At 38.8% G+C, this 12,147-nt stretch carries 9 protein-coding genes and 1 pseudogene; 4 read left to right on the top strand and 6 right to left on the bottom strand.

The window, feature by feature from the left end; all coding sequences use genetic code 11:
• Positions 1-23 precede the first annotated feature (23 nt).
• From dapD to pbp1b, 3 genes are all read right to left on the bottom strand, one after another.
• Positions 24-722 carry a 2,3,4,5-tetrahydropyridine-2,6-dicarboxylate N-acetyltransferase gene (dapD, locus tag HT687_RS02275; RefSeq protein WP_000127477.1) on the bottom strand — a complete coding sequence of 233 codons (699 nt, stop codon included), beginning with the start codon at positions 720-722 and terminating at the stop codon, positions 24-26.
• A gap of 230 nt (positions 723-952) precedes the next feature.
• Positions 953-1,864 (bottom strand): DMT family transporter, encoded by a 912-nt coding sequence (locus HT687_RS02270; RefSeq protein ID WP_054388467.1) that lies wholly within the window; start codon positions 1,862-1,864, stop codon positions 953-955.
• Between the two features lie 64 nt (positions 1,865-1,928).
• Positions 1,929-4,394, bottom strand: a complete 2,466-nt coding sequence (pbp1b, locus tag HT687_RS02265) for a penicillin-binding protein PBP1B (protein ID WP_054388468.1) — start codon at positions 4,392-4,394, stop codon at positions 1,929-1,931.
• A 141-nt stretch (positions 4,395-4,535) separates the two neighbouring features.
• Between pbp1b and tyrS the strand changes: the two genes are divergently transcribed.
• A complete protein-coding gene (tyrS, locus tag HT687_RS02260) occupies positions 4,536-5,792 on the top strand; it encodes a tyrosine--tRNA ligase (RefSeq protein WP_172924068.1) in 1,257 nt (418 codons plus the stop codon).
• Between the two features lie 77 nt (positions 5,793-5,869).
• On the opposite strand, the gene HT687_RS02255 is transcribed toward tyrS, so the two are convergent.
• Both HT687_RS02255 and HT687_RS02250 read right to left on the bottom strand, forming a co-directional pair.
• Positions 5,870-7,930: a heavy metal translocating P-type ATPase gene (locus HT687_RS02255; RefSeq protein ID WP_054388469.1), complete on the bottom strand. Its 2,061-nt coding sequence runs from the start codon at positions 7,928-7,930 to the stop codon at positions 5,870-5,872.
• Position 7,931: 1 nt separating this feature from the next.
• Positions 7,932-8,210 (bottom strand): DUF6110 family protein, encoded by a 279-nt coding sequence (locus tag HT687_RS02250; RefSeq protein ID WP_000910909.1) that lies wholly within the window; start codon positions 8,208-8,210, stop codon positions 7,932-7,934.
• A 150-nt stretch (positions 8,211-8,360) separates the two neighbouring features.
• Between HT687_RS02250 and HT687_RS02245 the strand changes: the two genes are divergently transcribed.
• Positions 8,361-9,209 carry a putative RNA methyltransferase gene (locus HT687_RS02245; RefSeq protein WP_054388470.1) on the top strand — a complete coding sequence of 283 codons (849 nt, stop codon included), beginning with the start codon at positions 8,361-8,363 and terminating at the stop codon, positions 9,207-9,209.
• 340 nt (positions 9,210-9,549) lie between these two features.
• On the opposite strand, the gene HT687_RS12295 is transcribed toward HT687_RS02245, so the two are convergent.
• Complete coding sequence (locus HT687_RS12295) at positions 9,550-9,756, bottom strand: hypothetical protein (protein WP_054388471.1); 207 nt, start codon at positions 9,754-9,756, stop codon at positions 9,550-9,552.
• A gap of 78 nt (positions 9,757-9,834) precedes the next feature.
• On the opposite strand from HT687_RS12295, the gene HT687_RS02240 reads away from it, so the two are divergent.
• Positions 9,835-10,362, top strand: coding sequence for a DUF4148 domain-containing protein (locus HT687_RS02240; protein ID WP_000858870.1), 528 nt, complete (start codon positions 9,835-9,837; stop codon positions 10,360-10,362).
• A gap of 1,031 nt (positions 10,363-11,393) precedes the next feature.
• Positions 11,394-12,147, top strand: a pseudogene (locus HT687_RS02235) (IS3 family transposase); the annotation flags it as partial.

Below are 12,147 nucleotides of genomic sequence, written 5' to 3'. Positions count from 1 at the left end.
CCGCCTCTATTTTTCTTTTACAATTACAAGGTACGAAGCGCATCTTCTAGCGCTGTTTTTTGTTGAGTTTGGGCATCAATCTCTTTGATAATTCGAGCTGGAACACCTGCTACTACTACATTTTCTGGAACATCTTGGGTAACGATAGCTCCTGCTGCGACAACTGAACCACTACCGATTTGGACTCCTTCGATAACCACTGCATTGGCACCGATAAGAACATTGTCTCCAACACGGACTGGTTCTGCGCTAGCTGGCTCAATCACACCTGCTAAAACTGCACCTGCACCAACGTGGCTGTTTTTCCCAACGATGGCACGGCCACCAAGGATAGCCCCCATGTCAATCATGGTTCCTGCACCGATTTCAGCACCGATATTGATAACAGCTCCCATCATGATAACAGCATTGTCACCAATTTCTACCTGGTCACGGATAATAGCGCCTGGCTCGATACGAGCGTTGATAGCACGTTTATCTAGCAAAGGAACTGCAGAATTGCGAGCATCTTGCTCAACAACATAGTCTTGATTTTCTACCAAACCATTGAGAAGCGGAGCCACGTCCTTCCAGTCTCCAAATAAAACATTCCCTAGTCTAACAACCGAGCTAGGTACAGCAGTTGCGAGTTGTCCCTCAAAAGTTACTTTCACACTGGTTTTCTTCTCAGCATTAGCGATAAATTGGATAATTTCTTGAGCATTCATTTTTGTAGCAGTCATAAAAAAACCTCTCATTCTTTATAATGATAACTATTCTACCAAAAAAAGCCTCAAATTTGAAGCCTTTTTGTCTGTTTTTAGGTATGATTTTTTAGGGATGTGAGATAAAACGTGCTGTCGGTAAAAGCAAACCCCTACCGATACAACCTAAAAACACTCTTCACAACTATCTCCCCGTGTTTTATTGACTATTCTAGTATAGCACACTTTTAGAATTAAGAAAAGACTTTTTATCTACTTTCTTTCGCTTCTTCTATAGACAAAAATATCATGGGTAAAATAATCAAGGCCATAGCTAGAAGGAGTGACCAATCCACTACCAGGCCTAAGAACAAAACACTCAAGAGAGCAGAAGAGAGAGGTTCACTGGCACTGATAACGGAAACCACCAAAGGAGAAACCAAGGACACCGCCTTCATGGAAATAAAAAAAGCAAAAGCCGTCCCAAAGAAAGCGATAATGAGACAAATCAAGATACTCCAAATATCAAGAGTAAAGGAAAGCTGATGCACTGGCGAGAGAACATTGCTAAATAAACCTGCCAAAATCATCCCCCACCCAACCGTGGGTACAAAACCATAGCGCTTCGCAAAAGGCTGGGGCAAGATAACATTAAACATAACACCCATAGCACTCAGTAAGCCCGTCACAAGGGCTAGTGGTGTCATGGATAACTGAGAGAGATCTCCCTTTGTCGCCATCAAGCAAACACCCAGCATGGCAACCAAAACATAGAAAACAGCGCTTTTTGACGCTCGTTTTTGATAAACCAAGCGATTGTAAAAGAGGATAAAGACAGGGCTAATAAACTGTAAAATAGTTGCTGTCGTAGCATTTGAGTATTCTACACAGAGATAGAAAAAATACTGAACTGAAAAAATCCCCAAAATAGCATAGGCTAAAAAGGGCAGGTAATTTTTCTTGTCTCGCCAAATATCTAGCACTTGCGATTTTAATTGTATTGCAGACCAAATGAGTACAAGACTCCCTGCCAGTGTCAAACGCATAGAGGTAATCCAGCCCGAAGACACCTGATAATGAGTAAAGAAGTACTCTCCTAAAATTCCACAGATTCCCCATATTAAGCCGGATAGGAGCGAATAAATTTTTCCGTTAACAATCTTTTTCTGATACTGATTCATACCCTTATTGTAACACGAAAGGAAAAAAGTGGCAATCCATTGATTGGCCACTTCATTTAGAGAATTATCGTCTCGCCCTTGAAGAAGAAGGTCGTGTAGTAGTTGAGTTACTGCTATCGCTAGAACTACTACTTGAGCTGCTGGAGCTTGATGGAGTTGGTAGACTCCCCACGATGCTAGACCAAGCATTCTGATAATCCGCATCACTTCCACCAATAGCAAAGCGATAACTGGTCGTTGGCGCTCCTGTCTTATTAGCCCAATAGCTGGTAACAGTCGAACCTGTAACATCTACCTCTTTTCCTTCGACAGAAACCTTCCCTGGTTTTTGACCTGTTGATTTCAAGACTTCCGATTTCACTACACTAGGATCTAAAGTAAAGCGCTCGTTCCCCCAAATGCTTGGTGAGGCTTGCTGAATCGCATTTACCAGATGAGCCATGTAATTAGAGTTATTGGAATAACCTGCTCTACGTGACAATGAATGATTATCATCATGCCCAATCCAGCCACCTAGGGTTAATCTAGGTGTCGAAAGCATGAGCCACATATTTTCGTCTTGGTTGGTTGTACCAGTCTTCCCAATCCAATCTGCATTAGCCAGAGTAGGATTTAAAACAGTCAGATTCGTCTTGAAGGTTGTTGTCACACGAGAGGATAGAACTTCTCGCAGCAAGCCCTGCATAATTGTCGCAGTAGCTTTTGAATAGACTTGAACTGGTTTATCCTGATACTCATACACCACTCTACCATCTGCTGCTTCAATTTTAGAAATCACATGTTTCTGATGATAAACTCCGTTATTAGCTAGGGTCTGATAGCCATTAGTATGCTGGGCAACTGTGACTTCAATACCACCACCCATTGGCAGGCTCTCAATACCGTACTCAGGAATCTCGTAACCCATCTTTTCCATATAACCCTTGACATCAACACCCTTTTCACGGAGCATACGATAGGTCCAGTAAGCAGGGATATTCCATGAATAGTTCAGAGCTTCTCCCAAGGTCATCATTCCTGTTCCCTTGCTATTAGCATACATAATCGGATTACCATTAGCAAAGTTTGTTGGATAGTTAGATAGAATCGTTTCGCTTCCCATCAAGCCCTGATCAATAGCAATACCGTAGGCCAGCAAAGGCTTGGTAGTAGAAGCTGGTGAGCGTTTGGTATCAAAGGCATGATTATTTTGATTTTCTTGATAATTACGACCACCTACAAAGCCTAGAATAGCACCTGTTTGGTTGTCCATCAAGACATTCCCTACTTCTACACGACCTGTTCCATCGTCTAAAAGATAGCCATAGTCAGCAACCGCATTTTGCATGGCAGAATGAATTTTCTGGTCTATGGTAGTAGTAATCTTATAACCACCATTTTCAATTTCCTTGGCTGCCAAATCACGATAAAACTTCTGAGTTGCCTCATTTTTCAATTCCTTAGTGGAGACATTGTCTCTCTGAGCTAGATAGTCATACATACGTTCTTGAGCTTCTGCCAAAGTTGTAAAGTATAAATAGTCTCGTGAAATTCCTGTGACCGTGCCCGAGGGTAAAAAGTCCTGTTTAAGGTCATAATCCTTGTACTGAGAATACTCGTCCTTGCTTAAGGCACCTGTACGATACATACTGTAAAGAACTGCCTTAGCCCGTCTTAAGCCAATTTCTAGGTCTTCATCACTCTTCAACTCCCCAGTATTTTCATAAGGAGAGTAAGTAATGGGACTCTGTGGAAGTCCTGCTAAAAATGCTGCTTGAGGAACAGTCAACTGACTGGCATCGACACCGAAAATCCCCTCAGCCGCCTGCTGAGCTCCTGCAATATTCTGCCCCTTATTATTTCGGCCAAAGGGAGCCACATTGAGATAGGTCGTTAAAATCTCATCTTTATTCATGGCGCGTTCCAAGGCAAGAGCATCCACAATCTCTGTCGCCTTACGAGCCAAGGTCGGCGCATCCCCAACCACCTGCTGTTTAATCAGTTGCTGGGTCAAGGTTGAACCCCCACTAGAGGAACCCAAACCTACAAATTTCCCCAAGGTCGCACGAATCACCGCCTTGGGTACTACACCCTTATGTTCTTTAAAGTGTTCGTCTTCCGTCGCAATGATAGCCTTCTTCAGATTTTCCGAAATTTGCTCAGATGAGATAGAAGTGCGCAACAAATCACTCTCTATGGAAGCAATCACCGTCCCATCCGCATAGGTAATCTCTGAAATAGAAGAGATGTCCTTGACCTGATGTACCAATTCTTCTGTCTGAGGCACCCGAACCTTGTCAAATAAGGCCACTCCGTACCCCAAAGCAATCCCAGCTCCCAACATTCCTCCTAGAAAACCGAGTACAAAGAGTAAGTTAAATAAGGCTTTTATACTCAGTAAAATAGCTGGAAAAACGGCTGACTTATCTAAGGTTTTAGATTTTTTGGTACTTGAACCTTTCTTGCCAGGTCTAGCTGATTTTTTATGTTTTTGTTTTTGCTGGAAAAATTCCAGCATTTTTCGTTTTAATTCATTTAATTGATTTTGCATGGACTTCCTCACTCTATCTATTATACCACAAAAGGGAAACTTTCAATAAAATAGCCACTTTCTTCCCTATTCTGCTAGGCTATTGCCCAAGTTTGTGATACAATAGGTAGAAACAATAATTTTAAAAAGGAGAAAAGACACATGCACATTTTTGATGAGCTAAAAGAGCGTGGTTTGATTTTTCAAACGACTGATGAAGAAGCTTTGCGTAAAGCCCTAGAAGAAGGTCAAGTTTCTTATTATACTGGCTACGATCCAACTGCTGACAGCCTTCACCTAGGCCATCTTGTCGCAATCTTGACAAGTCGTCGCTTGCAACTAGCAGGTCACAAACCTTATGCGCTCGTTGGCGGTGCTACAGGTCTCATCGGAGATCCGTCCTTCAAAGATGCTGAACGTAGTCTCCAAACAAAAGACACAGTAGATGGCTGGGTCAAGTCTATCCAAGGACAACTTTCTCGTTTTCTTGACTTTGAAAATGGGGAAAACAAGGCTGTCATGGTCAACAACTACGACTGGTTTGGCAGCATCAGCTTCATTGACTTCCTCCGTGATATTGGAAAATACTTCACTGTCAACTACATGATGAGTAAGGAGTCTGTGAAAAAACGGATTGAAACAGGGATTTCTTACACTGAGTTCGCTTACCAAATCATGCAAGGGTACGACTTCTTCGTCCTTAACCAAGACCATAATGTCACTCTTCAAATCGGTGGTTCTGACCAGTGGGGAAATATGACAGCTGGTACCGAATTGCTTCGTCGTAAAGCTGACAAGACTGGACACGTTATCACAGTTCCGCTTATCACAGATGCAACTGGTAAGAAGTTTGGTAAATCAGAAGGAAACGCAGTCTGGCTCAATCCTGAAAAGACCTCTCCATACGAAATGTACCAATTCTGGATGAATGTTATGGACGCTGACGCTGTTCACTTCTTGAAGATCTTTACTTTCTTGTCACTTGATGAGATTGAAGACATTCGTAAACAATTTGAAGCAGCGCCACACGAACGCTTGGCTCAAAAAGTCTTGGCTCGTGAAGTCGTTACACTTGTTCACGGCGAAGAAGCCTACAAAGAAGCCCTCAACATCACTGAGCAGCTCTTTGCAGGAAACATCAAAAACCTTTCTGTTAAAGAACTTAAACAAGGACTTCGTGGTGTGCCAAACTACCAAGTTCAAGCAGACGAAAACCACAATATCGTGGAACTGCTCGTGTCATCTGGTGTGGTTAACTCAAAACGCCAAGCCCGTGAAGATGTCCAAAACGGAGCTATCTACGTCAACGGCGACCGTATCCAAGACCTTGACTATGTCTTGAGTGACGCAGATAAGTTAGAGAATGAACTGACTGTTATCCGTCGTGGAAAGAAAAAATACTTTGTATTAACTTACTAAATTGTTCAACATTTACCTATAAAAAAAGGAGTTACCCTCGAGAAAGGTAACTCCTTTTTGCTGTTAATAGTCCCCACCTATCCCTTAATAGACAGGCTACGCAGTACAATACGTAAGGTTGTTAGATTATGTAAGATAGAAAGATTTGAAGGACTGAGCCAATTAAACAAGCCAAAGCCAATCAAACTACTATTTACGACAACGGTATCTTGAATATTCTTCTTGATGAGTGTTTGCAAAGATGATGATAGCCAATCCAACTCTTGGAAGAAATCCAAACGATTATCTAACAATAAGATATCACTCATCTGCTTAGAAATATCTGCACTCTCATTCATCACCACACCAATATCTGATAGGGTTAGAGCCGCTGAGTCATTCAAGCCATCTCCAACCATCAAAATAGTGTGACCTGCTTTCTGCAGTTCCTCTACTAACTCAAATTTCCCATCAGGTTTCAAGTCTGTATAAACCTGATCAAAGGGCAAATCTTTGACTAATTCCTCTGTCCTAACCAAGGTGTCCCCTGTTGCCAGAATCAATTTTTTCCCTTGTTCCTTAAGTTTCTCCAAGGCTGCTTTTGCTTCTTTTCTCAAAGGAGTATGAATACAGAACATTCCAATCAATTCATTCTGGTAGGCTAAGAATAAGAGATTGTAGTGACTCTTGTACTCTTCAATTAAAGCATTTTGTTCTGAACTGATATGAATCTGCTCATCCTGCATCAAGACATAATTCCCAATAAGAACTGGTTGGCCATCTATATGAGATTTGATCCCCTTGCTTGCGATATATTGGAGTTTCCCATGCATTTCCTCATGTTCAATTCCCTCTATCTCAGCTTGCTTGACGATGGCATTAGCAATAGGATGATAAATGTGTTCCTCAAGACAGGCACTGATTCTGAGAATATCTTCCTCACTATAGTCTCCAAAAGGTAACACCTTTTCAACTATAGGATAACTAGTTGTGATTGTTCCTGTCTTATCAAACAAGAAAGTATCAACTTCCAGATATTTCTCCAGAACATCTCCATCCTTAATCACCATTTCACGGTTCAACCCTTCCTTGATAACTGTCAAATAAGCTACAGGAGTAGAGATTTTCAAAGCGCAGGAGAAATCGACCAATAGGAAAGAAATAGCCTTAGAAAAAGAACCTGTCAATAGGTAAGTCAGCCCAGCCCCCAAGAAATTATATTTGACGACCTTGTCCGCCATTTTGATGAAATAGCGTTGTTTCGTTTTCTTGTTTTCTTCAGATTTCTTCATCAACTCAATCAGCTGTAAAATACGGCTGTTCATCTGATTATCTGTTACACGAATGCGTAACTCTCCAGTTTCTAATACTGTATTTGCACAAACCAAATCAGACTCTCTTTTTTCAACTGGAAAACTCTCTCCTGTCAAGGAACTTTCGTTGACCATACCTAAACCTGAAACTACTTGCCCATCAAACAGAATTTCATTTCCTTGAGATAAGATCAAGACATCTCCTATTTGAACATCGGAACTCTTGATACTAACAACCGTATCGCCCTGTACTAGGAATACATCGCTCTCTTTTGCAAGAAGACTCTGTTCTAAATCTGTTGCAGTTTTTTTCAAGGACCACTGATCTAAATGATTCCCCAAATCAAGCATAAACATGATATTGCTAGCTGTCTTGGATTGGTTCATAAACAAAGACAATAAAATAGCCGAACAGTCCAAGACTTCCATCGTTAGTTCCTTACGCGCTAGTGTTTGATAGGCTTCTCTAATATAACCCAAAGCCTGATAACAAGTCCATATATAGCGAATAGGATACGGCACAAAACTACGAAAAAGTACACGCTTAACCGCTGCACCTGAAACAATAGAATAAGCACTCTCTTCTCTACGAATGGGAAGAGTCATCAACTCAGAAACTTTCCCTTTATCAATTCTTTTTAAAAAGGCTTCTGCATTATCTAATACAGAAAAGCCTTCTTTTATGCGTAGAGTAAAGTGCTGTTGATCCATGTAAAACTGGATAGACTCAATCCCCTTTTCATCTCTCGCCAAGGAACGAAGATAGTCTTGAATATCCAAGGTAAGTGAAAAAGAAGATGATAGTCGGATATGTTGGTATCCTCTATGTAGCACTTTAAAAGACATATTATTCACCTATAAGGCTATCTAATTGCTCTTCTTTTTTCTCTTGCTCGTACAAATATTTGGCATCTTGCAAGACATCGTCTCCATGTTGCTTCACAACAGAAACAGATGCATCTAGCTCGTCTTTCAACTTGTAAGCCTTAGCCAAAGCTTTAGAATAACCTTTTTTAGCTTCCTTACTTGCTAAGATTTTCAAACCAAGGGTACCAAATGCGACACCACCCAAAAATAATGAAGATTTTTTCGCAACTTTTGCAACGGTTAATACTTCTTTTAACATACTTATTTCCTCCTTATCATTATTATATAGCATTTTGGATATAAAAGCAATTTAATTTTGGTACTTTGAAAAGTAATGATACTACTATTTAATTCTATTACAAATCATCCTAAAGTTGCTTTCATTTGCCTCTTTTGATACACTTAAACTATGAATACAAATCTCAAACCCAAACTTCAGCGTTTTGCTTCTGCGACTGCCTTTGCCTGTCCTATCTGTCAAGAAAATCTGACTCTGCTAGAGAACAGTCTCAAATGTAACAATCGCCATTCTTTTGACTTGGCTAAATTTGGCTATGTCAATCTGGCACCTCAAATCAAGCAATCTACCAACTACGACAAGGAAAACTTTCAAAACCGGCAACAAATCCTAGAAGCCGGCTTTTACCAAGCTATTTTAAATGCTGTATCTGACTTGCTTGCAAGCTCAAAAACTACCACAACAATCTTGGATATTGGCTGTGGCGAAGGTTTCTACTCTCGAAAACTCCAAGAAAGTCACTCTGAAAAAACTTTCTATGCCTTTGACATCTCCAAAGATTCAGTCCAAATCGCTGCCAAGAGCGAACCCAACTGGGCAGTCAATTGGTTCGTTGGTGACTTGGCTCGTCTTCCTATAAAAGACGCCAGCATGGACATTCTGCTTGATATCTTTTCGCCTGCCAACTATGGAGAATTTCGTCGCGTTTTATCCAAAGACGGTATCTTGATAAAGGTTATCCCAACTGAAAATCACCTCAAGGAAATCCGTCAGAAGGTACAAGACCAACTGACAAACAAGGACTATTCCAACCAAGATATCAAAAATCATTTCCAAGAACACTTTACCATCCTATCTAGCCAAACGGCCTCTCTGACTAAGCCTATCACAGCAGAGCAACTTCAAGCCCTGCTCAGTATGACCCCTCTCCTCTTTCACATCGACCAGAGCAAGATTGACTGGAGCCAACTGACAGAGATTACCATTGAAGCAGAGATTCTGGTTGGGAAAGTACTCTAAACTATACTTCCCAAAGGTATAAAACTTACCGAAAATCTTCAATATTACGAAAACGCATAAGAACAGGTGCTCAAAAACCTTAATCTTATGCGTTTTGTTATAGTTTCTATACACATTAAGTGGAAATCTTTGAAACCAGTTCTTTTAATAACCATTGAATACCATATAGTACATTTGCCCCAAATATGATATAGGCCGTATAAATCAAGTATTTCGATTTTTCCCGCCTTAAAGAATAGATCTTGTACAAGATAAACAAATTTAAAATAATAAATAATAGAGACAAAATCTTCCTCCAAAATAAATCCTAAAAGTACACAGTCAAGCATAATTCTAATCTTTATTTTCGATTCGAAATTACAAACTTATCAATGAATAGTAAGTGATATAAGGCAAGTACAGACCCCCAGAAACTACCTCGAAGAGAGATTTCTTGATGATTGAGAGGAAGCAAATCGTGGTTACCTATATAGAGGCAGGTCAAAATAACAAATAGTATCCAAAATAAATCAGTCCATTTATATTTTGAAAAATATTTTTTTAACATAAAAACACCTTCTTTCTTTACTACACTTACATTATATGATAAAATGTAAGTGAATACAAATAAAAAGGAGAAAAGCTCATGAAAACTACTAAATTTTTTGCAGTTGCTATTTCTGCAGGTATCTTAACTCTTAGTCTCGCTTCACCGTCTCTTGCCTTTGCGCAAAGTGTGGCACACCCACCAAAATCTCATGATGCAAGACTCCAGACTAAGCGACTTGTTCTTGAAGAAAGTAAAGTTTATAGTTTACAGGATGTATTCAATTCATCTAATTTAAGTGTTGAAGAACAAGAACAAATTACTAAAGATGTTTTAAACTTCGTTGAAATTGAAGGAAATTCAATGGATAGAACTATTATGAGGACTGTTATACGAAGATTAAGTCCTTCAGAAGTTAAAGAGATAGCACTTTCTAGTGATCCAGCTGGGACTCTAGTAGGAATGCTCCCTGGTATAGGTAATGTGTATTCGGCCTTAAAATATTTATCTGACGATATGTATCTTACAGCGGCTAGAAATGGTTGGGGATTGGAATACGTGATTGCTGTAGATAGAGATAACCCAACATCTACAGGAATAAACTTTTATTGGAACTACGTTAAATAAAATTTAAAGAAATTGCCTTATTCAATTAATATTCCTATAAGAAAGCAGATGATTCCAATGTACAAACTATAATTATCAACTCTTAATATCCAACTTAGTTATGAAAGAATGGTAGGTGATTGTCATGAAAAAATACTAGTTACTCTATTATTTAGTTGTTTAGCATTATTTTGTTTGCCTATTTCTGTAAATGCCGACACTAATAATAATCTTGTCATAAAATTCAATGAACTAACATTTACTTCTGGATTATAATATCCCTAATCCAGAAGTAATCTATTCAAAATCAGGATTCAAAGAAGTCGCAACTGTTCTTGATAGTGATACTGGAAAAGTTGTCGAAACTATCGAACTTATCCCAGATCTTTCTCGCGCTACAGTTACCTCACATACATTAAAAAGAAGTGCAACATTTGCTAGAACTACAGTTCAATTAAGTGTAAACATTGAATTATATAATGAGGGTTCTTTCCGTCAGATTAACTCAGTTCAAGGTTATTACTTAGGAATAACAAATTCTATTACAAACACATATATTGAAGGACAAAACGTTGATGTTTGGTCTCCAAAAGGATACCCCACAACAAGTATAAAGTATGCTTATAATGGTACTTTAACAGCAGCTATAAACAGTAGTGGTTCAGCTCAAGTTAAAGCAGAGTTGTTAGGAGCTGGATTTACATTTGGAGGTACTATTGGAGGTACATCATATTATAGAGTTCCATTTAATCAAAACGGAACTATTAGTCTATACAACTATTAGTCTATACTAACTTAGGAGGTAATCGATATTATGAATGAAAAAAAACGTACATATTTTATTTGTGCAAGTATTATTATTTCATCTATAATTTTAGGACTCTTTATTTATAACGGACTTGACGTTTTGGGTCAATTTATAAACGATGGCCTCAGGGTAATTAATAGTAATAGGTAGTTAATAGAATTTAAATAAAAAAACGGTAATTTAGTGAATGAACTGCACCCCAAAAGTTAGACAGAAAAAATCTAACTTTTGGGGTGTTTTTATTATGAAATTAACTCATGATGATAAAGTTCAGATCTATGAACTTAGAAAACAAGGATATAGCTTAGAGAAGCTTTCAAATAAATTTGGGATAAACAATTCTAATATTAGGTACATGATTAAATTGATTGATCGTTACGGAATAGAGTTCGTCAAAAAAGGAAAAAATCGTTACTATTCTCCTGATTTAAAACAAGAAATGATTCATAAAGTCTTACATGAAGGCTGGACTAAAGATAGAGTTTCTCTTGAATACGGCCTCCCAAGTCGTACGATACTTCTTAATTGACTAGCACAATACAAGAAAAACGGGTATACTATTGTTGAGAAAATAAGAGGGAGAGTACCTAAAATGGGACGTAAGCCAAAAAAGAGACCTGAAGAGAGAACAGAATTAGAACGTCTTCAAGCAGAAAATGAGTACCTGAGAGCGGAGAATGCCATCCTAAAAAAGTTAAGAGAACTCCGATTGAAGGAGGAAAAAGAGAAAGAAGAAAGACAGAAATTGTTCAAGAATTAATGACTGATTTTTCGTTAGATATTCTTCTAAAAGCCATTAAATTAGCTCGTTCGACCTACTACTATCACTTGAAACAGCTAGACAAACTAGATAAGAATCAAGAGCTTAAAGCTGAAATTCAATCCATTTTTATCGAACATAAGGGAAATTATGGTTATCGTCGGATTCATTTAGAACTAAGAAATCGTGGTTATCTGGTAAATCATAAAAGAGTTCAACGCTTGATGAAAGTACTCAA

The organism is Streptococcus sp. 1449, from assembly GCF_013276805.1.
Classification (GTDB): Bacteria; Bacillota; Bacilli; order Lactobacillales; family Streptococcaceae; genus Streptococcus; species Streptococcus pseudopneumoniae.
The sequence above is the reverse complement of the archived record's forward strand: the minus strand, read 5'-3'. Positions and strand labels throughout refer to the sequence as shown.

What these genes read in the sequence shown, in the direction of transcription:
- dapD (WP_000127477.1), bottom strand. Translation starts at nt 722, where the DNA reads ATGACTGCTACAAAAATGAATGCTCAAGAAATTATCCAATTTATCGCT.
- HT687_RS02270 (WP_054388467.1), bottom strand. Translation starts at nt 1,864, where the DNA reads ATGAATCAGTATCAGAAAAAGATTGTTAACGGAAAAATTTATTCGCTC.
- pbp1b (WP_054388468.1), bottom strand. Translation starts at nt 4,394, where the DNA reads ATGCAAAATCAATTAAATGAATTAAAACGAAAAATGCTGGAATTTTTC.
- tyrS (WP_172924068.1), top strand. Translation starts at nt 4,536, where the DNA reads ATGCACATTTTTGATGAGCTAAAAGAGCGTGGTTTGATTTTTCAAACG.
- HT687_RS02255 (WP_054388469.1), bottom strand. Translation starts at nt 7,930, where the DNA reads ATGTCTTTTAAAGTGCTACATAGAGGATACCAACATATCCGACTATCA.
- HT687_RS02250 (WP_000910909.1), bottom strand. Translation starts at nt 8,210, where the DNA reads ATGTTAAAAGAAGTATTAACCGTTGCAAAAGTTGCGAAAAAATCTTCA.
- HT687_RS02245 (WP_054388470.1), top strand. Translation starts at nt 8,361, where the DNA reads ATGAATACAAATCTCAAACCCAAACTTCAGCGTTTTGCTTCTGCGACT.
- HT687_RS12295 (WP_054388471.1), bottom strand. Translation starts at nt 9,756, where the DNA reads ATGTTAAAAAAATATTTTTCAAAATATAAATGGACTGATTTATTTTGG.
- HT687_RS02240 (WP_000858870.1), top strand. Translation starts at nt 9,835, where the DNA reads ATGAAAACTACTAAATTTTTTGCAGTTGCTATTTCTGCAGGTATCTTA.